This window comes from Flavobacterium sp. NG2 (genome assembly GCF_034119845.1).
GTDB lineage: Bacteria > Bacteroidota > Bacteroidia > Flavobacteriales > Flavobacteriaceae > Flavobacterium.
In genome coordinates this window covers 1,688,667-1,708,685 of sequence record NZ_CP139420.1, presented here as the reverse complement: position 1 = coordinate 1,708,685, position 20,019 = coordinate 1,688,667, and the positions used below count along the sequence as shown (strand labels likewise).

The following is a 20,019-nucleotide window of genomic DNA, read 5'->3' as shown; positions in this document are numbered from 1 at the left end:
GGCTACGAAATAAAAAGAAAATAAATTGGGTAGATTACAACCATAGTTTTCAAACTTGGGGAAGAAAACCTGTAAACAAACAATCTTCAAAAAAAATATTTGAAGTTTTCAGTCAATCTAAAAATGTATAGTATAAAATAAAATTTAAAAAAATGTTTTCATAATTGTAGTTTTTATTACTAACAATTTTTATAAATTGAATATGCAGTTCGTGGCGTATGCATATATTGACCAAATGGCTCGAAAATAAGGATCCTAAGTAAACAACAAATCCTTAACCCATTGATTCAAAGTTAAGTAGAATACCATAAATGAAAAAAAAAAGACATACAAACAAGATTAAATACCACTAATGTCGACAAGGAGAAGAAACGAGTAAGTCATATCTTATGAAAATAAAAAAAAACTACAAAAAAGTTGGTTAAATTACTGATAATCAATTTATTAAGAATAAAACTATCAATTAAAAACTAATCATAATTTTATGTTAATTAACAAAATATAAAATGATATTAATCTCATTTATAATAAGATTTTGGATAATAATAATTTACATTTTTAATAAAAAATCATCAAAGTAATAATTAGAAAAAAAATAGAATTATTTCTTGAAAAAAGCAGCAACAGAAATTCTAAGCATAAATATTAACAAAAATTTATGATAAATAATTAGCACAAAAAATAAGCTAAAATTATTCTACAAAAAAAAAATTAAATTTGAATATCTAAAAAAGAATAAGGTATCAAATAAAAAAAGAGCCACGGATTATAGGCTCTAAATAAGGAAAATAAAAGAATCTTTTTTGTAATAAAAATAGCCAGAAATCAGATCCAATAAAAAGTTTATCTGAAAAGGACTTCGATAAGTTCATCCTGACAAAGTTAACATCATTATATATTACCAAAAAAATTAGTGCTGAATAATTTAATAATTACACTAATAGGCAATACAGAAAAATTTGGATTATTCTATTTGAAAAAAGTTTGATTAAGACACCACTTAGAAAGAGATTAATTTAGAGTTAATTTTATCAAGTCCCTTTGAACTTGTCAAAATGTAACTATATATGAGACCATCGGTTCTTTGATAAAATCATAATTTCTCTAGCAATAAGCCTGTTGCAGTAAGTCCAGGTCCAAACGCCATTGCTACTATTTTTTTACCCGATTCGATATTAGGATCCTCTATAATTTTATCTAAAATATGAGGTATAGTGGCTGATGACATATTCCCATGAATCCTCAACACCTCGTAAGACCAATGCGCTTGTTCATTTTCCAGTCCTAACTCTCCAACTACATAATCAATAATTTTAGGACCACCAGGATGAATGGCAAAATGCATTTCTTCTTTTTGATTTTCAAGACTTACATTTCCCTTCTCACAAAGAGTGGTTAAAAATGCTTTAATATTTTTACGGATAAAAACAGGAACACGTTTAGAAAGTGTCATTAAAAAATTATATTCTCCCAAATCCCAAGACATATCTTCTAATGAATCTGGTATAATAACCTCATGAAACGCTAAAATTCTTAATCCTTTTTTCTCTATTATCTTATCGTCATTAAAAAAAGCTTCTTCTTCATAAAGAGAATAGCCAATAAATCCATCTGCAAAAAGAGAGCAAATCATCGTATTGGGAGGTGAGAATTCTGTCAAATTCAAGTGTACTGATAATAATTCTGTATGAACCACATCAGCTCTTCCATTATAAGCACTCGCACAAATTAAGCTATAAGCAGTACGAATAGCAGGAAAAGCTCCATAACATCCCATATGATAGGAATGAGTGACTTGAACTGTATCCCATTTTCTTTCTATAACAGCTTCTTGAGCCACACTAGGAGAGGAATATCCAGAACAAGTAACATGAATTAAATTTTCAGGTTTAGTTGTGTTTTTGGTGTAAAAATGGTCAAAAACGAATCCCATTTTTTCCTTAAACCACCCCATCCGCATCTCAATTTTAGGACCAAAAGAATGACCACCTATCACCTCAAAACCTTTTGGGAATCTATATTCAGATGGAGAACTAACATCAAAAATAGTATCAATAAAATCCTCAACTCCCTCGAATATGATGCATTGTCTGCTATTAATATTTTCGCGGGAAACTGTATATTTATCTACATGATCTGAAATAAAATCAAATGAAACTGCTTCGTTAGTAATTTCCTCCGATTCCGCCTTTTCAATTTGGGGTAAGTTTTGAAAATGATAATATAGAAATTTAGTATACTGATTAAGCTTCGCCTGGTCGATTAATTTCCCGACTTGAATAGGATGAAAATTAGAAAGTATCACTTTTTTCATAACACAAAACTTAAAAAGTCTATTAAATTTAAGACAAAAGTTTCAAAATAAAAAACAAACTAAAACAAATCAATAAATAAAATCACAAAACATTGATTTATAGTGTATTAACAAAACTTCGATTTATCATATTATTCTGATTTTCAAATAGTTAAAACTTCACCAACTCACACTAAAACATGAAACACACAAAAACAACAAACCGCTACATATCAACAACTTACAAATACACCCATTTTAAGCTTTTTTATTAAAAAAATCCCATCAAACATAATTTTTATAATACTAAATGAGAATAGGCTTTTTTTTTAATAATAATAGTATTTTTGGGACTAACAAATAGAAAATGACATGAAAAAAATTTTTACCATAATAATCGCATTTACCTTTTTTAGCTGTGCAGAAATGAATCAAGTAATTGCTCAATTACCACAATCACAAGGCGTAAACTCAATTGATATAGCAAGTGGTCTTAAAGAGGCCTTAAACAACGGAATCACAAAACAAGTAAGTAAATTGACTGCTACGGATGGATTTTATAAAAATGCCGCTGTTAAAATCTTACTTCCAGCTGAATTACAGAAAGTAGATTCGGGTTTACGTAAAGTTGGTCTTAGTTCTCTTGCTGACGAAGGAATTAAAGCTCTTAACCGTGCTGCTGAGGACGCCGTTAAAGAAGCGAGTCCTATTTTTGTGAGTGCTGTAAAAAACATGTCCTTCAATGATGCACGAGGTATCTTGATGGGGAGTGAAAACTCAGCTACTTCCTATTTACAAAACACTACTTCAACTGCATTGTACGCTAAGTTTAACCCTGTTGTTAAAAATTCGTTTAGTAAAGTAGGTGCCGATAAAGTATGGTCAAATATTATCACTAAATATAACAGCTTACCTCTGGTTAGTAAAGTAAATCCTGATTTGAATGATTATGTAACCAATCAAGCAATGAGTGGTGTATTCAAGATGATAGCCGTAGAAGAAAAAGATATTAGAACCAATTTAAGCGCAAGAACCTCTACACTATTACAAAAGGTATTTGCTATGCAGGATAAAAAATAATTTAAATCAAATTTCAACCGCTCAATTTTTATTTTTAACACAAGATAAACATGCAACATTTCACCCTACTTATTCACTGTAAAGACCAAAAAGGTATTATTGCTGCAGTGACTAATTTTATCCTAAAAGTAGAAGGAAATATTACTTACCTAGATCAACATGTAGATACCATACAAAATGTATTCTTTATGAGACTAGAGTGTGAACTTACCAATCCTGCTTACGATTTAATTTCTGTAAAAGAAGATTTCAAAACTACCATTGCAACCGAATTTAATATGTCATGGGAGTTTTACAATAAAGACAGAAAACCTAAAATGGGATTATTTGTTTCCAAATACACCCATTGTCTCTATGATATCCTAGGTCGTTATAGCTCTGGCGAATTGCATGTAGAAATACCTTTAATCATCAGTAATCACGAAGATTTAAGACCAATTGCAGAGCAATTCAATATTCCGTTTTATCATGTCCCTTTTACCAAAGACATTAAAGAAGAGGGTGAAAAAAGACAAATCGAATTACTTAAAGAATATAATATTGATTTTATTGTTCTTGCTCGTTATATGCAAATCATCACACCTCGCTTGATTGCATTATACGAAAACAAAATCATCAACATTCATCATTCCTTTTTACCTGCATTTCCAGGGGCAAAACCATATCATTCCGCTTTTAAGAGAGGTGTAAAAATTATAGGCGCCACTAGTCATTATGTAACTGAAGAACTTGATGAAGGTCCAATTATTGACCAAGACATCAGCCGCGTATCGCATATTAATTCTGTAGAGGATTTTATCATGAAAGGAAAAGATTTAGAACGAATCGTCCTAGCAAGAGCCATTAAACTACATTCTGAAAGAAAAATGATGATCTACTGTAACAAAACAGTTGTTTTTTACTAATACCTCATCAAACATAAGAATAAAAGATGCTAGCAATTTGCTAGCATTTTTTATTTCACAAAACCACAAACAACTACACTTCAAATACTTAACGCAGAAAAATAGTTGCTGTTAAAAAAGTTAACTTATATCCAACAAAGTAATAACTAAATTTTAACAACATTACTTACTTTTCTGAAGCATCTTTGCAATGTAATGAATTGGTTATTTATTATTTGGTTTTGGTTAGTTAATAGATGCCGACGTCCTCTGGATGTCGGCATTTTTTTTATGACTCAAAAAAGAGAGAACCACTTCATTAAACATAGTTGATTTCTCTACATTTACAACATGACCTGAGTGTGCTATTACTACTAGATTAGCCGTTCTAGCATGTAATTTTACTTGCTGAATAACATAAGGCAGAAACATATAATCTTCTTCCCCCATCACATACAAGGCTGGAATATCTAGTTCCTCTTGTCGAAATCTTCTTAACAGCGGATTAATCGTTGCTGTCAGTTTGAACCATTTTATAAATTCTTTTTGGTATAATTTTTTAGCTTCATTTATAAAAATGAGACGCGCTTGTTTGTGATTTTTTTTGGGCATAATCACAAAAGCAAAAAAGCGGTAAAGTATTAAGTATGGCAAAACATATTTAAACATATTCCCTAATTTCATTAAAATTTGAGAGCGCAGATTCAATTTTAAAATAGCACCTCCCAAAATCATACACTGAACACGTTGAGGGTGCATTTCTGCTAGTTGCCTAATCAATATAGTACCCAATGAAATCCCTACAAAATGAGATTTTTCGATTTTAAGAAAGTCCAATACTTCCAGAATATCATTCGCTATGGCTGAAAACGTATATTGTTTTTCCGTAGCATATTCATTTCCCTTTTTTGAATCTCCATGACCACGAAGATCCAATAGCAATAGATTGTAATCTTTTTTAAAATCTCTAATTTGTTTGAACCAAATAGACGAACTTCCTCCAGCACCATGAACAAAAGTCACCCATTCATCTGAGGTCTTGTTTTCGTAAATAATATAGTTTATCAATTGATTCTTTTTTTTGCAAAAATATACTTTTAAAACCTCATTTGATGATATGAAACGTACTTCCTCTTTATTTAATCGAAGCAATTAAACTATTTTAGTACCTACTAGTCAAAGAGAAAACGTATTAAGGAATTTATAAAAAATATAAATGAAAAATTCAATTTAATTCCACACCATTTATCTATTGAGGCTCAAGAAAATCTGAACCTCTTAAAGCTTATAAAAGGAGTTTATAAGTTCTAAACTTAAAAAAAGCTAACTTTCGTAGCTATTCTATAGCTAAATCATAAAATTAGGACACTATAAATCAATATAAAAACACTATCTGCATTATGAAATATTTACTTCCTCTTATAATTACTTCTTTGCTTTTAGCACAATCCGTGACCTCTTGTTCTAGTAGCCAAAACGATTCTGGCACAACACCTATTACAGTCTCACCTACAACTACCCCTAATATTATTTTTATTTTGATTGATGATATGGGTTGGGATGTTTTTGGAAATTACCCTGGAATTACAGGAACAAAAGCAACCACACCAAATATTGATGCTTTGGCTAAGGATGGAATTAGCTTTATTAATTTCTGGACTAATCCAGTATGCACACCTACAAGAGCGTCAATACTAACAGGAAAATATAGCTTTAGAACAGGACTTGGAGGCGTACAAATACCTCCTACCGCTACTTTACAATCGACTGAAACAATTATCCAAAAATATATTAATGATAAAACAGCTAATAAATATGCAACTGCTTTGGTGGGAAAATGGCATGTAAGCGCCAACAATAATTTGACCGCCCCTGAAAGCTTTGGAATCAATTATTTCTCTGGAATTTTAACTGGAGCTGTCCAAGATTATTATAATTGGACTCAAACAACAAATGGAACACAACAAACTGTAACAACTTATGCCACTACGCAATTAGTAGACAGTTCTGTGAATTGGATAAAACAACAAAGCAAACCTTTCTTTTTATGGTTAGCTTTTAATGCGCCCCATACTCCTTTTCATAGACCACCTTTGAATCTAATTTCGAATCAATCATTATCTGATAATACGGCTACTATAAATGCCAACCGCTACACCTATTATTTAGCTGCTATTGAGGCAATGGATAAAGAAATTGGTCGCTTAATCTCATCCCTTACTCCAACACAAAAAGAAAACACCGTTTTTGTCATTATGGGAGACAATGGTACACCTGGACAAGTTGCCCAAGCTCCTTACACTGCTAATGGTACAAAAAGTACTCTTTTTCAAGGCGGAATTAACACACCTTTGATTATTAGCGGTAAAAACGTAACGCGAAAAAATGTAGTTGAAACTGCCTTAGTACAAGCACAGGATTTATTTCCCACTTTTGCTGAAATTGCAGGAGCTGGAAACGGAAATTATATGGATGGAATTAGCATTTCTCCACTTTTCTCCAATGCGAATGCTTCAAAAAGAACCTATGTTTATACGGAGCAATTTGGCCAATCCTCCCCTTCTACTGATGGCTATACCATCAGAAATACTAATTACAAACTCATTCACTTAGAAAACGGAACGGAATATTTATTCAAACTTAGCACTGATCCTTTTGAGCAAAACAATCTAATATCAAACACCTCAAATACTGAAGCTCAACAAAATCTCACACAGCTTAGGCTCTTGAAAACGAACTTATAAAAGAGAAATTCCAAATTTTTTAAATCCCAAATTCCAATAAAGACCTTTACGGTATTTAAAAAAGAAGAAATTAAGAAAAGTTAAGACTTAACTTTTCTTAATTTTAATGGAAAAAAAATGTTTTGTTTTATTGTAACTTCATTAGTTTTAAAGTCTCTTAGCTTCTTCCCAGAAAACATCCATTTCAGCCAAAGTCATATCCATTAGTGGCTTCCCTAATTCGCCAGCTTTGCTTTCTAGGTATTGAAAACGCTTAATGAATTTTTTATTGGTTCGTTCTAAGGCATCCTCAGGGTTGATATTCAAAAAGCGGGCGTAATTGATCATGGAAAACAAAACGTCACCAAATTCGGCTTCCATTTTATCTTGATTACCTGAAGCTACTTCGACTTGCAATTCAGCCAACTCTTCTTGCACTTTTTCCCAAACCTGTTGTGGCTCCTCCCAATCAAAACCTACTCCTTTTACTTTATCTTGAATTCGGCTCGCTTTTACTAAGGCCGGTAAACTCCTTGGTACACCTTCCAAAACGGATTTTTTCCCTTCTTTGAGTTTTAGTTTTTCCCAATTCTGTTTGACTTCCTCTTCGTCTTTCACTACTGTATCACTATAAATATGAGGATGACGATGAATCAGCTTTTCACAAATATCATTACATACATCAGCCATATCAAAATCCTTGGTCTCACTTCCTATTTTAGCATAGAAAACAATATGTAATAGTAAGTCACCTAATTCTTTTTTGACTTCATTCAAATCATTATCCAAGATAGCATCACCTAGTTCATAAGTTTCTTCAATGGTGAGATGCCGAAGGCTTTGCATAGTTTGCTTTTTGTCCCAAGGACATTGCTCACGCAATTCATCCATAATGGTCAATAATCGATCAAAAGCTTTTAATTGGGTTTCTCGTGTGTTCATCAAAATAGGTTTTGCGTAAAAATAAGAAATCCTGCAATCTCAATTTAAGATTGCAGGATTTATTTCTAAAGGAATAAGATTTTACTCTTTTACTTTTTTAGTTTTCTTTGGAGCTTCAGCCACTGGCACATCAGCTTCAACAGCTGCCTCAGCTGTTTCTTCTGCTTTAGGAGCTTCAGCAACTACCAATCCTTTTGCTTGTAACGTATTGTACCAGTTTAAAATTTTCTTTACATCTGAAGCATATACTCTATCTTCATCATAAGTAGGCAAAATTTCTTTAAAATAAGCTAACAAAGTAGCATTATCTTCTTTATGAGAAATAGCAGGTCCGTTTTCATGTTTTGCTGCAATTAGAGTCATAATTTCAGTTAATGGTGTTTCTCCATCATAAGTGTAAATAGAAATCTCTGACAACAAACTCACATTACTTTTTAAGCTTACTGTTATTTTTTTTCCATCTGATAATGACTCTGCTACAAAACCACTACGAGTTTGTACTCTTAATACATATAAACCTGGTTTCCCAGAAATAGATAATATTTTTTCTAAATTCATTTTTATATTTTTTACTTATTTTAATATTTCTTTTTAACTACGATGCTCGAAAGAATAAAAATCTACCTTCCTTTTTTACCAAAAAACTTCATTCTGTAATCTTGGAACGTTTTTCCTTCTAAGATATTTTTTAGTTTTTTCTGAATCAAACGCTTTTTTAAAGATGATATTTTATCCGTAAACAAAATTCCTTCAATATGATCGTATTCATGTTGGATTACTCTCGCAATCAAACCGTCAAAAACTTCTGTTTTTACCACAAAATCTTCTTCACAATATTCAATAGTGATTCTTTCATTGCGATAAACATCTTCACGAACATCTGGAATACTCAAACAACCTTCATTAAAAACCCATTCTTCTCCATCTTCCTTGATCATTTTAGCATTGATAAAAGTTCTTTTGAAGCCTTTCATTTTATTTTGTTCAGCTGCATCAAGATCTTCATCATCACTAAATGGTGTTGTATCAACTACAAACAATCGCAATGCCAATCCAACCTGTGGCGCTGCTAGTCCTACTCCAGATGCATTATACATTGTTTCGTACATATTCGCAATTGTTTCCTTCAAATTAGGATATTCAGGTGTAATTGCTGCTCCTACTTTTCTCAATACTGGATCACCGTAACCTATAATTGGTAAAATCATTGTTATTTTTTTAATTTTATTCCACACACTATGAATTCAATCAACCTAAATTCGGCATGGATGGCAAAAATAGTAAAAAAATAGACAAGGACTATTCTCTAGTATATAATTGACACTTTTTAACAATTTCTCAATTTCTATCTTCAATTTTATTACTTATCCATCGAACAATTCATACTTTTGTAATTATTCCTTAATATTATGATTTCTAAAATACAGAAATTCAAAGACAGTACTAATTTCACAAATGCCTTAAAAATAACGATAGCAGGTGTCTTTTCGGTTTTGCTTTTTAATTACTTAGGCAATATTAGAATTGGAATTACCATAGCCCTAGGTGCTTTTTTTGTATTTCCAAGTGATGTTCCTAGCAACCTTAAACACAAAATAAATGGATTAGTTGTCACTAGTTTAATTGTTTCGGGAGTTAATTTAATCATCAATTTATCCCATCCCTATCCCTTGATTTTTTATCCTGTTTTAACAGGTCTAATCTTTTTAGTCTCAATGTTAGCCGTTTACGACCAACGTGCCACTATGGTCGCTTTCTCTGGCCTACTCTCAATTTCACTATCTTTTTCCCATTTGAATACTGGTTTTGAGGAAATCTTAAAGCATGCAGGACTATTGCTAAGCGGCGGACTCTTTTATTTGATCATTTCTATTTTGTTTCACTACATCCGTCCAAATCGTTATATCGAATTACAAATAGCGGAATGCATGTCACACACCTCTTCCTATTTAAAGCTAAGAGGAGATTTGTGGGAACTTAATTCAAATAGGAAAGACATCACCAAAAAACAATTACAGGTACAAGTTGAACTAAATACCATTCACGAAAACATTAGAGATATCCTTGTCAGGAACAGAACAAATTATGGTTCCTCCAATCAAAACCGAAAGATGCTACTGTCCTTTATTTCCTTGGTCGAAATCATGGAACTAGCCCTTTCAACATCTTTCGACCATAATAAATTACATCAAAAATTTGACAACCATCCAATCGTTTTAATTACGTACCAAAATTTAGCCTACAATCTTGCCAAAAGTTTAAAGCATTTATCTGCTAGTATTCTAAACAAAACACCTTATAAATCAAAGCTCAACTTAATTGAAGATTTACATCATTATAAAGACGCTATTCAACAATACAAAAATGATTTGGGCAAAACCAAATCTATTGAAGGTGTTTTAATGCTTACAACAATGCTTGATTATGCCGAAAAACAAGTCGAAAAAATAAAAATATTAGAAAGAGCCTTTACCAAAACCGTACAACTTAAAGACTTAAACGGAAGAGACAAAGACTTAGAAAAACTAATACAACATCACTATTACCCAATTAATACCTTGATAGAAAATTTTAGTTTTTCATCAACTATCTTCAGACATTCAGTCCGAATTACGATTACTATTCTTATCGGTTATATGATAGGAAAAGTTCTCCCATTTCAAAACGTTTATTGGATTATACTAACCATTGTCGTTATTATGAGACCAGGTTATGGTCTAACCAAAGAACGTACCTACCACAGATTCATCGGAACCCTAGTCGGTGGATTTATTGCCTTTAGTTTACTATCTATAATCCCTAACACCACTATCATAGGAGTTTTGTGTATCCTAGCGATGATTTTAGGCTTTTCATTCAACCCTAGCAATTATAAGATAGGCACTACCTTTATTACTATTCATGTCATTTTCATTTTCGCAATTTTGACACCGGATATGGACAACCTCATTCAGTATCGCATTTTAGACACAATTGTGGGAGCAATTTTAGCGATTTTAGCAAATTATTTCCTTTGGCCTAGTTGGGAATTTTTCAATGTCCCTGAATATTTAGAAAAATCCATCGAAGCGAATCGCAATTACCTCAAAGAGATTTCTGTTTTATACAACAACAAAGGTGCCGTAACACCCTCCTATCGATTAGCCCGAAATACATCTTTTATTGAAGTGGGTAATTTAATGGCGTCATTCCAACGAATGCTTCAAGAGCCTAAATCCAAACAAAACAACCTCTCGCTTTTTTACAAGTTGACTGTTTTGAATCATGCTCTATTATCATCAGCTGCTTCTTTAGGAACGTATACACAATCACACAAAACCACCAAAGCTTCAGATTCTTTCAACAAGGCTATTGAGCAAATTATTAAAAAACTAGATTTTGCTATTTCACTATTAAAAGAAAACGCAGTTGAAAGCAAAAAGGATTTAACTGATGCCGACTTAACAAATGAGAATCTCAGCGAGTTAAAAAATATTCAATCAAGAGAATTAAATACAGAACACGACCTAAACGAAATGTCGTTTTTACTTAAAATGCAAGAAGTACAACTTGTTATTGAACAGCTGATTTGGCTCAACAACTTATCAGATACTATTGTTAAAACAACAAAACAGTTAATAGATACCTATAAAAAATCCCATTAGCCTACAACTAATGGGATTTACAACTATTACTAGGTAATAATTCTATTATTTTAGCTTCAAAACTTCAGCCGTTTCTTTTCTAATTTTTTCTAATAAATCAGGATTCTCATTTAAAGCCTGACCGTAAGAAGGAATCATTTCTTTGAACTTTTGTTGCCATTCAGCCGTTTTCATTTGCTCCTTGTAACATCTTCCTATCACATCTATCATAATAGAAACCGCTGTTGAAGCACCCGGAGAAGCACCTAATAAAACAGATAAGGTTCCGTCACCAGAAGTAATTACCTCGGTTCCAAATTCTAATTTTCCGCCTTCTTTTTCATCTTTCTTGATTACTTGAACTCTTTGCCCAGCGCGTTCTAGAACCCAATCTGATGATTTTGCTCCTGGAACATATTCTCTCAACGCTTTCATTCTATCTTCAGGAGATTGTCTAACTTGCTCAATCAAATATTTAGTTAATGGAATATTTTTATATCCCGCAATCACCATAGGAACAATATTGTCTAATTGAATCGATTTTGGTAAATCAGAATATTTACCATTTTTCAAGAATCGAGTTGAAAAACCAGCAAAAGGACCAAACAATAATTGCTTCTCTCCATTAATCATTCTTGAATCAATATGAGGAACAGACATAGGCGGCGCACCTACGCTCGCTTTTCCATACACTTTTGATTCGTGTTGTGCGATAACCTCAGGATTAGTACATTTCAACCATTGTCCGCTTACTGGGAAACCACCAAAACCTTTTCCTTCAGGAATATCTGCTTTTTCTAATAAATGTAACGAACCTCCACCTGCACCAATAAATACAAATTTAGTGTAAGCTTTTCTTGTTACTCCATTAGCTAAGTTTTTAATTTTTATCCTCCATGACTTATCCTCTCTTTGTCTTAATTTTTTAACCTCGTGATTAAAAAACATATTCACTCCATTCATTTTTGCCAAATGAGCAAACATATCTCTTGTTAATTGCCCAAAATTAACATCGGTTCCAATAGCCATAGTAGTTCCAGCTACTTTTTCCGACTCTTTACGACCTTCCATCACAAGAGGCATCCATTCTTTTAATTTAGAAAAATCCTCACTATACAGCATGTCTTTGAAAAGCGGATTAGCCTGTAAAGCTTCGTATCTTTTCTTAAGATAGCCTACATTTTTATCTCCCCAAACAAAACTAATATGAGGGATTCTTTTTATAAAATTTTCAGGAGAAGATACTTTGTCTTGTTGTACTAAATAAGCCCAAAATTGTCTAGAAACCTCAAAAGATTCAGCAATACTGATTGCTTTTTTAGGATCAATGCTTCCATTTTTTCCTTCAGGAGTATAATTCAATTCACAAAAAGCAGAATGACCTGTCCCTGCATTATTCCATGCATCAGAACTTTCAGCAGCTGCTTTGTCTAATCTTTCGTAAATATCAATAGTTAAATCTGGTTGTAATTCTTTTAGAATTAAGCCAAGAGTGGCACTCATGATTCCAGCTCCAATAAGAACTACATCACTACTCGAACGTATGGTTGTATCAGGCATAATAAAATTTTAAAAATGCAAAGATACTTGTTATTCCCATAATTAAAACACTATTTGGGGACTAAATAGTTACATTTATCACTATGATAATCACTTTTAACAGAGAATAATAAGCCAAGTCAATTTAGAGCCAAACATTTTTTTTTTAAAACTCTAAAACGGAAAAAATTCCAAATCCTAAAAAAAGGATAAACGAAACATTACAAACACATCAGTTGAGTAAATTCAACTAAAAAAAAGAGGTATCCGTTACACAAAACAAACACAAACAGGTGACTTAACCGTGTCTATAGTTTGTTTTTCAAACAACGCTCCATTTGAATAAATTTCATAAACAGTCACAATATCCGAATCTTGCAAACAAGCAACAAGCCATTTCCCATCGGGTGAAATATTAAATTCTCGCACAGTTTTTCCAGACATCTTTTTATATCCTACCAACTTCAAAGCTTCACCTTCGATTTTAAAAACGGTTATGGCATCCAATGTTCTGTTACCTACATATAGAAATTCTCCATTGGGATGCATTCTAATTGCCGAAGCACTCGGTGTAGCGTTAAAATCATCTGGTAATGACGTATAGCTTTTTATTTGTACAAATTTTTGATCCACTGATTTTAAAACCGAAACTTCGGCTGTTAATTCGTTTACCAAATAACCTAAATTTCCTTGCTTATTAAATACCATATGGCGAGGTCCAAACCCCTTGGTTAGAAAAATTTCTTCGGAGATTAATTCAGACAAAATACCATCATTGAATTTGTATACTTTGACTGTGTCAATTCCTAAATCAGGAACATATACCTTACTCTCTTTTGCAGAAAAAACGGCTTGATGAGCATGAGGGCCTTCTTGTCGCAAAGGATTAACACTCGAACCCGAATGATAATTATTGGAAACATTCTCTAAAAGCACTCCTGAATCCCCTGTAGGGAATGACAATACATTTCCTGAACCATAACAACTTACTAACAAACAATTATTAGCATAAGTAATATGACAAGGCAAACTTCCTTCTATAGGCAATTCATTTACAAATTGCAAAGAGTAATCTTCTTGAATTTCAAAGGCTTGAATTTTAGGTCCTTTTTCATAGATAACTTCAGTAACGGAATACAAATATTTTTTATCATCACTGATAGCTAAATAACTAGGGTTGCGAGCTTGAAAGCGATGTAAAACATTTACTTCGCCGATGTCTGTATTTAAACTCACCGAGTAGATTCCGTCACCGTGTCCCCCAAAATCAGGAGCTAACATTTCAGTATAACTTCCTATATAAAAAATAGCATTCATAATGATCTCTTATTGCTAATCTTAAAATCTTTTTTGAGACAAATAATCTTGAAGCATAATGGTGGCCGAAATCTCGTCAATTAAAGCTTTATTTTGACGTTGTTTTTTACTCAAACCACTATCGATCATAGTCTGAAAAGCCATTTTAGAAGTAAAGCGTTCGTCCATTCTGACCACTTTCATATCTGGGAAATGATTGGTAAAATGCGTCACAAATCCCTTGATTATCGAAGCACTTTGAGAAGGTTCTCCGTTCATTTGTTTGGGTTCGCCAATAAGTACTAATTCGACTTTTTCTTTCGAAAAATAATCTTTTAAAAAATCGATAACTGTAGCACTCGGAATGGTGGTCAAACCCGAAGCGATGATTTGAAATTCGTCAGTAACTGCAATTCCAGTGCGTTTTTGACCGTAGTCTATGGAGAGTATTCTTGGCATTGCTTTATTTTTTTTCAAAGATAAAGAATTATAGTTTTAAAATAATAAAGCTAAAAAAAACTAACATTTTGGAAAAACTTTCACTTTTTGCTTTTGGGTAAAAAGTCTATCTTTGCCAAAAATTAAATAAAAACATGAGCAACTTACAAACAATTATAGAACAAGCTTGGGAAAACAGAGCTTTGTTACAAGAAGAAACTACAACTAACGCGATTAGAGAAGTTATTGAATTACTTGACTCTGGAAAATTACGTGTAGCTGAACCAAAAGCAGATACTTCGACTTCGCTCAGTACAGGCTCCTGGCAAGTAAACGAATGGGTAAAGAAAGCGGTGGTTATGTATTTCCCTATTCAAAAAATGGAAACTTGGGAAGCTGGAATTTTTGAATACCATGACAAAATGGAATTGAAAAAAGACTATGCTGAAAAAGGTGTTCGTGTGGTTCCTGGAGCTTCGGCTCGTTATGGTTCATTCATTTCAAGCGGTGTAATCATGATGCCTAGTTATGTAAACATTGGTGCTTATGTTGATGCTGGAACAATGGTAGACACTTGGGCTACTGTAGGTAGCTGTGCACAAATTGGAAAAGACGTTCACTTGAGTGGTGGTGTAGGTATTGGTGGTGTTTTAGAGCCATTACAAGCTGCTCCAGTTATCATTGAAGATGGTGCGTTTGTAGGTTCAAGATGTATTGTTGTTGAAGGTGTTCACGTAGGTAAAGAAGCGGTTCTAGGTGCTAACGTATGTTTGACTGCCTCTACTAAAATTATTGATATTACAGGTGATGAGCCAGTGGAAATGAAAGGTTTTGTTCCTGCTCGTTCAGTAGTTATTCCTGGAAGTTATACTAAAAAATTTGCTGCTGGTGAATACCAAGTACCTTGTGCATTAATCATTGGTACTCGTAAACCATCTACTGATTTGAAAACGTCATTGAACAATGCGTTAAGAGAATATGATGTTGCGGTGTAAATTTTAAATCCCAATATTTTAAATCCCAAATTCCAAAGTAAATACTTTAGGATTTGGGATTTTTTCTATTTCATTATTCTTAACTTTCTTTTCAAGTATTTTTTCCTTGTAGTCTTCGCTTTGAATGCAATTGTTTTTTTGAGTAATAACTGCTGTAGTTTTTCTTCATTTTCTCCACTCAAGTCAGCATATTTTTTGGCAATGACTTTAACCATGGTTTTGGAGAGCCACATCTTCTTGAAATTATCCATTCGGGCTTCGATAGATAAGGTTTCAAATTTCATTCGGTTCAAATCAATTAAATAGAAATCATATTCCCCTGCACCTCTTTTAACAATTAAGGTATTCCCTGGCGAATGGTCTAAAAAATTCACTCTTGCCTGATGCATTTTAAACGTAAAGTCAGTAAACTGTTCTAAGATTATATTTCGTTCTGGAAATAATGGATTATGAATCAACTCTCGAAAAGTAAAATCATAATCAATATTTTCACAGATGTAATAACTATCCTGAAGCAAACCTAAACCGCTTTTTTCTTCAACATACGCTATAGGAAATGGCGTTGGAATATTATATTCCAAAAGATAGTTCGCATACTCAAAAGAACGCTTGGCCTTAGTACTTCTAAAAAAAGAATAAATAACAGATTTAAAAAGCCCTGGTTTTTGAAAAAACTTGATAACTACTTTTTCCTCCCCGAGAATATTGGACTTAATGATGTTTCTAGTACCTTGCATTATCAAATCACCGCTATCAGAAAAACCTTCAATTAACTGAGGAACAAGCACTTCTTTTTCTTTATAATGTTTATGAACAGTGATTTGCACGATAGGGAATATTAATTTTGGTTTAAAAGTATAAAAAATAGAACTTTGCGGCAAGAAATAGTTATATGAAGAAAATTTTAATCATACAAAAGAAAAGAATTGGTGATGTTCTTACTAGTACAATTTTGCTAGAAGCACTTAAAGAAAAATACCCTTCAAGCGAATTACACTACCTCATATACCCAAACAGCTTTGCCGTTGTAGATAAAAATCCTTTTTATGACAAACTAATTATCCTAGACGAAGAGACTCGAAAAAAAAGCTTTAAATTTTTATCTTTTCTTTTCAAAATACGAAAAGAAAAATATGATATAGTCGTAGATGCTTATGGCAAACCTAACAGTGTTTTGATTGGTTGGTTATCAGGCGCTAAAATAAAAATTACTTTTAATAAATTATACTCCAAACTCCTGTACACTCATAGCCTAGAAAGAAACAAAATTTCATTTTCTAATGCTACAACAGCTATAGAGCACAGGATGCTTTTACTAAAACCACTGGGAATTGATTTTAAAATTTACAAACCCAAAATTGTTCTTAGCGAAAGTGAAAAAAATGATGCCAAAGAATATTTAATTCAAAATAACATTGACATCAACAAACCAATCATAATGATTAGCGCTGTGGGCAGTAGAGACTTTAAAACATACCCACTACATTATATGGCAAAAGTACTCGATTACATTTGTCAAAACACAAACGCACAGCTGCTTTTCAACTATATGCCTGACCAAAAACCAATTGCTGAAGAAATATACAACCTGAGTAATCCAGAAACTCAAAAAAATATATTCTTAGATGTTTATCAAAATGACATTAGGAAATTCCTAGCCTTAACAAGTCTTTGCGAAGCATTGATAGGTAATGAAGGAGGTGCCACTAATATGGCAAAAGCATTAGACATCCCTACTTTTACTATATTTGCTCCTAGTGTACCTAAACAAGATTGGAATATGTTTGAGAACGAAACTACAAATATATCAGTACATTTACATGATTTCCTACCTGAAGAACAGGCGTATGAAAAATTTGAGCCTACACTTTTCACGAATCAATTGAAGGCATTTTTAATCCATAATTGCACTAAATAATGAACATCGGATTTGAAGCAAAACGTTTTTTTCATAACAATACTGGATTAGGAAACTATTGCCGAGATTTAATTCGGATTTTGAGCAAACAGTATCCCCAAAACAACTATTTTTTATACAACCCAAAACCAACCCTAGACAACAATTCTCTTGTTGGCGGAATTGTTATCGAGAAAAACCCAAGCTCAATCTATAAAAAGTTCAAAAATTACTGGAGACAAAAAGCCATTACAAATGATTTAGTAAGAGACAACATTGAAATTTTTCACGGATTATCAGGGGAATTACCTTTTAGTTTAAAATCCAAAAACATCAAAAGTATTGTCACCATTCACGATTTAATTTTTGTTCGCTATCCTGAACTATACTCTCACTTTGACCGAAAAATACATTTTCTAAAATTCAAAAAAGCTACCCAAAACGCAGATTTAGTCATTGCCATAAGTCAACAAACTAAAGAAGACATTATCCAGTTTTTCAACATTAAATCGGATAAAATCAAAGTGATCTACCAAGGCTGCCAAGAAGTTTTTAAACAAAAATACAGTCTTGAAGAAAAAGAGGAAGTACGTCAAAATTTTAATTTACCGAAAAAATTTATTCTAAATGTAGGTACCATTGAAGAACGAAAAAATGCCCTAATCATCGTAAAGGCTATCAAAGACATTGATACTACACTCGTACTTGTGGGGAAAGAAACAGCCTACACCAAAAAACTACATCAGTACATTAAAGAGCATCAACTAGAAAACAAAGTACTTTTTTTAAAAAAATTAACCTCAAAAGAATTAGCCATTTTATATCAATTGGCCGATATTTTCATTTACCCATCTATATTTGAAGGGTTTGGAATACCGATTATTGAGGCTTTGTATTCTAACACAGCAGTTATTACCACTAATTCAGGCGTATTTCCAGAGGCTGGTGGCCCTGATTCTATTTATATAGACCCTACAAACGTAAATCAATTACAAGAGGCAATTACCTATTTACTCAATGACCCACAAAAAAGGCTAGAAATAACTCAAAAGGGATTTGAATTTGTACAAAAGTTCAATGACGAAATTATCGCCCAGCAATACATGGATTGTTATTTAGAGGTAAGTGCGAGATAGCAGAAAAATCAATGAATCAAAAAGCTGCTTAAACTGCAATCAATCTTTTTTATTTTTTATTTATTTTCTGTAGTTGCACTAAATTGGCATATTTAATATATGAAAAATAGCCTTGTGTAAGCGAAATCGTCAAACCATCAATACCGTTTAGAATCCCTTTTTTAAAGAAATAACATCTAATAAAAGAAACCAAACCATTTAAAACTGGCTTAAAAGTAGAAACACGTTTTCCTTGACCATAAAGTTGTTCCGCATTCCATTGTGCATATTGATTTTTTTTATCAATTATTTGAAAAAATGAATTACTTCCATAATGCAATAAATGAACATTAAGCTTATGTAACTTGGTATAGACAACCTTTTGATGAACAATATCTTTAGAAGGTGAAGCGGTGTTTTTATTAAAAAAACGAACTTTTCTATCAGGATACCAACCTGCGAAATTGATTATTTTATCTTGTAAAAAATTTTTTGTTTTAAAACTATAAGCATCAAAATCGGAAGTATAAAAACTTCCTTTCTTCATAAAATCTTTGGCATCTGCATCCAAAAACTCATCTGCATCAAGATTTAAAATCCAATCATTTTTACAGTGAGGAAGCCCTACAATACGCTGTGGACCATCTCCTAAAAATGATTGTGAAATTACCTTGACACCTTTTTCTTGAGCAATTTCAACCGTTCTGTCCTTACTCAATGAATCTACAATAATCACCTCATCACAAACTTCAAAAAGTGCATCAATACACTTTCCTATCATTTTCTCTTCATTATAAGTAATCACTAGTCCGCTTATCGCCATTGTAATTCATTAATTAATTGAAAACAAAAGTATCTTTATTTTTCGTCAATATCAAATGAAACAATTATTTAAATTTGAGTATTTTCCAGCCCTTTAAGCAAAACATTAGCGCTAGACAAACTCAATTAAAAACCCTCATTACAAATAAAAACAGATACAAAATCATCATAAGGATTTAATAAATATGAGTGAATCAACAACACTTTAGAAATAATAAACAATGAATACAAATTCCACTAGTGAATGGTACTCACCTTGATTTTTTAAAAAAAATTGGCAAAACCCTAAATATAGTGGCAGCCTCTTCATTAACGCACATACTAAATACATTAATTAAAAAAAAATATTACATTTGCGAACAACATTCTAAC

17 protein-coding genes are annotated in these 20,019 nt (G+C 32.3%); 7 read left to right on the top strand and 10 right to left on the bottom strand.

All coding sequences use genetic code 11. The annotated features are described in order from the left end of the window. Positions 1–1,093: 1,093 nt before the first annotated feature. Positions 1,094–2,314 carry a 3-oxoacyl-[acyl-carrier-protein] synthase III C-terminal domain-containing protein gene (locus SLW70_RS07320; RefSeq protein WP_320891443.1) on the bottom strand — a complete coding sequence of 407 codons (1,221 nt, stop codon included), beginning with the start codon at positions 2,312–2,314 and terminating at the stop codon, positions 1,094–1,096. A gap of 351 nt (positions 2,315–2,665) precedes the next feature. On the opposite strand from SLW70_RS07320, the gene SLW70_RS07315 reads away from it, so the two are divergent. Further along, on the top strand, positions 2,666–3,373 hold the full coding sequence (locus tag SLW70_RS07315; protein WP_320891442.1) for a DUF4197 domain-containing protein: 708 nt from the start codon (positions 2,666–2,668) through the stop codon (positions 3,371–3,373). A gap of 50 nt (positions 3,374–3,423) precedes the next feature. Continuing rightward, positions 3,424–4,278, top strand: coding sequence for a formyltetrahydrofolate deformylase (purU, locus tag SLW70_RS07310; protein ID WP_320891441.1), 855 nt, complete (start codon positions 3,424–3,426; stop codon positions 4,276–4,278). A 225-nt stretch (positions 4,279–4,503) separates the two neighbouring features. Here purU and SLW70_RS07305 read toward each other — a convergent pair whose 3' ends face one another. Further along, positions 4,504–5,325, bottom strand: coding sequence for an alpha/beta hydrolase (locus SLW70_RS07305; RefSeq protein ID WP_320891769.1), 822 nt, complete (start codon positions 5,323–5,325; stop codon positions 4,504–4,506). 332 nt (positions 5,326–5,657) lie between these two features. On the opposite strand from SLW70_RS07305, the gene SLW70_RS07300 reads away from it, so the two are divergent. Next, positions 5,658–7,001 (top strand): sulfatase-like hydrolase/transferase, encoded by a 1,344-nt coding sequence (locus SLW70_RS07300; protein ID WP_320891439.1) that lies wholly within the window; start codon positions 5,658–5,660, stop codon positions 6,999–7,001. A gap of 147 nt (positions 7,002–7,148) precedes the next feature. Here the strand turns inward: SLW70_RS07300 and mazG are convergent, their stop codons facing one another. The 3 genes from mazG to def form a co-directional block, all read right to left on the bottom strand. Next, on the bottom strand, positions 7,149–7,922 hold the full coding sequence (mazG, locus tag SLW70_RS07295) for a nucleoside triphosphate pyrophosphohydrolase (RefSeq protein ID WP_320891438.1): 774 nt from the start codon (positions 7,920–7,922) through the stop codon (positions 7,149–7,151). A gap of 81 nt (positions 7,923–8,003) precedes the next feature. Then, complete coding sequence (locus SLW70_RS07290; protein WP_320891437.1) at positions 8,004–8,480, bottom strand: DUF5606 domain-containing protein; 477 nt, start codon at positions 8,478–8,480, stop codon at positions 8,004–8,006. A gap of 62 nt (positions 8,481–8,542) precedes the next feature. Next, the gene (gene def / locus SLW70_RS07285; protein ID WP_320891436.1) at positions 8,543–9,130 is read right to left on the bottom strand and encodes a peptide deformylase; all 588 of its coding nucleotides are present in this window, start codon (positions 9,128–9,130) and stop codon (positions 8,543–8,545) included. A 201-nt stretch (positions 9,131–9,331) separates the two neighbouring features. Between def and SLW70_RS07280 the strand changes: the two genes are divergently transcribed. Next, on the top strand, positions 9,332–11,566 hold the full coding sequence (locus SLW70_RS07280; RefSeq protein WP_320891434.1) for an FUSC family protein: 2,235 nt from the start codon (positions 9,332–9,334) through the stop codon (positions 11,564–11,566). Positions 11,567–11,611: 45 nt separating this feature from the next. Here SLW70_RS07280 and SLW70_RS07275 read toward each other — a convergent pair whose 3' ends face one another. From SLW70_RS07275 to ruvX, 3 genes are all read right to left on the bottom strand, one after another. Beyond that, entirely contained in the window at positions 11,612–13,105 is a 1,494-nt protein-coding gene (locus SLW70_RS07275; protein WP_320891433.1) for a malate:quinone oxidoreductase, read from the bottom strand. A 249-nt stretch (positions 13,106–13,354) separates the two neighbouring features. After that, a complete protein-coding gene (locus tag SLW70_RS07270; RefSeq protein ID WP_320891431.1) occupies positions 13,355–14,401 on the bottom strand; it encodes a lactonase family protein in 1,047 nt (348 codons plus the stop codon). A 21-nt stretch (positions 14,402–14,422) separates the two neighbouring features. After that, positions 14,423–14,839, bottom strand: a complete 417-nt coding sequence (gene ruvX / locus SLW70_RS07265; RefSeq protein ID WP_320891429.1) for a Holliday junction resolvase RuvX — start codon at positions 14,837–14,839, stop codon at positions 14,423–14,425. A 134-nt stretch (positions 14,840–14,973) separates the two neighbouring features. Between ruvX and SLW70_RS07260 the strand changes: the two genes are divergently transcribed. Further along, positions 14,974–15,813 carry a 2,3,4,5-tetrahydropyridine-2,6-dicarboxylate N-succinyltransferase gene (locus SLW70_RS07260; protein WP_320891428.1) on the top strand — a complete coding sequence of 280 codons (840 nt, stop codon included), beginning with the start codon at positions 14,974–14,976 and terminating at the stop codon, positions 15,811–15,813. Positions 15,814–15,878: 65 nt separating this feature from the next. On the opposite strand, the gene SLW70_RS07255 is transcribed toward SLW70_RS07260, so the two are convergent. Next, the gene (locus SLW70_RS07255) at positions 15,879–16,640 is read right to left on the bottom strand and encodes a lipopolysaccharide kinase InaA family protein (RefSeq protein ID WP_320891427.1); all 762 of its coding nucleotides are present in this window, start codon (positions 16,638–16,640) and stop codon (positions 15,879–15,881) included. A gap of 65 nt (positions 16,641–16,705) precedes the next feature. Here SLW70_RS07255 and SLW70_RS07250 point away from each other — a divergent pair, with 65 nt between their 5' ends. After that, the gene (locus tag SLW70_RS07250; RefSeq protein WP_320891426.1) at positions 16,706–17,731 is read left to right on the top strand and encodes a glycosyltransferase family 9 protein; all 1,026 of its coding nucleotides are present in this window, start codon (positions 16,706–16,708) and stop codon (positions 17,729–17,731) included. Next, a complete protein-coding gene (locus SLW70_RS07245; RefSeq protein ID WP_320891424.1) occupies positions 17,731–18,846 on the top strand; it encodes a glycosyltransferase family 1 protein in 1,116 nt (371 codons plus the stop codon). The genes SLW70_RS07250 and SLW70_RS07245 overlap by 1 nt, the downstream gene beginning before the upstream one ends. Positions 18,847–18,895: 49 nt before the next feature. Here the strand turns inward: SLW70_RS07245 and SLW70_RS07240 are convergent, their stop codons facing one another. Next, on the bottom strand, positions 18,896–19,648 hold the full coding sequence (locus tag SLW70_RS07240) for a glycosyltransferase family 2 protein (RefSeq protein WP_320891423.1): 753 nt from the start codon (positions 19,646–19,648) through the stop codon (positions 18,896–18,898). Positions 19,649–20,019 lie beyond the last annotated feature (371 nt).

Coding starts and splice junctions, on each gene's coding strand:
- SLW70_RS07320 (WP_320891443.1), bottom strand. CDS start 2,314: ATGAAAAAAGTGATACTTTCTAATTTTCATCCTATTCAAGTCGGGAAA.
- SLW70_RS07315 (WP_320891442.1), top strand. CDS start 2,666: ATGAAAAAAATTTTTACCATAATAATCGCATTTACCTTTTTTAGCTGT.
- purU (WP_320891441.1), top strand. CDS start 3,424: ATGCAACATTTCACCCTACTTATTCACTGTAAAGACCAAAAAGGTATT.
- SLW70_RS07300 (WP_320891439.1), top strand. CDS start 5,658: ATGAAATATTTACTTCCTCTTATAATTACTTCTTTGCTTTTAGCACAA.
- mazG (WP_320891438.1), bottom strand. CDS start 7,922: ATGAACACACGAGAAACCCAATTAAAAGCTTTTGATCGATTATTGACC.
- SLW70_RS07290 (WP_320891437.1), bottom strand. CDS start 8,480: ATGAATTTAGAAAAAATATTATCTATTTCTGGGAAACCAGGTTTATAT.
- def (WP_320891436.1), bottom strand. CDS start 9,130: ATGATTTTACCAATTATAGGTTACGGTGATCCAGTATTGAGAAAAGTA.
- SLW70_RS07280 (WP_320891434.1), top strand. CDS start 9,332: ATGATTTCTAAAATACAGAAATTCAAAGACAGTACTAATTTCACAAAT.
- SLW70_RS07275 (WP_320891433.1), bottom strand. CDS start 13,105: ATGCCTGATACAACCATACGTTCGAGTAGTGATGTAGTTCTTATTGGA.
- SLW70_RS07270 (WP_320891431.1), bottom strand. CDS start 14,401: ATGAATGCTATTTTTTATATAGGAAGTTATACTGAAATGTTAGCTCCT.
- ruvX (WP_320891429.1), bottom strand. CDS start 14,839: ATGCCAAGAATACTCTCCATAGACTACGGTCAAAAACGCACTGGAATT.
- SLW70_RS07260 (WP_320891428.1), top strand. CDS start 14,974: ATGAGCAACTTACAAACAATTATAGAACAAGCTTGGGAAAACAGAGCT.
- SLW70_RS07250 (WP_320891426.1), top strand. CDS start 16,706: ATGAAGAAAATTTTAATCATACAAAAGAAAAGAATTGGTGATGTTCTT.
- SLW70_RS07245 (WP_320891424.1), top strand. CDS start 17,731: ATGAACATCGGATTTGAAGCAAAACGTTTTTTTCATAACAATACTGGA.
- SLW70_RS07240 (WP_320891423.1), bottom strand. CDS start 19,648: ATGGCGATAAGCGGACTAGTGATTACTTATAATGAAGAGAAAATGATA.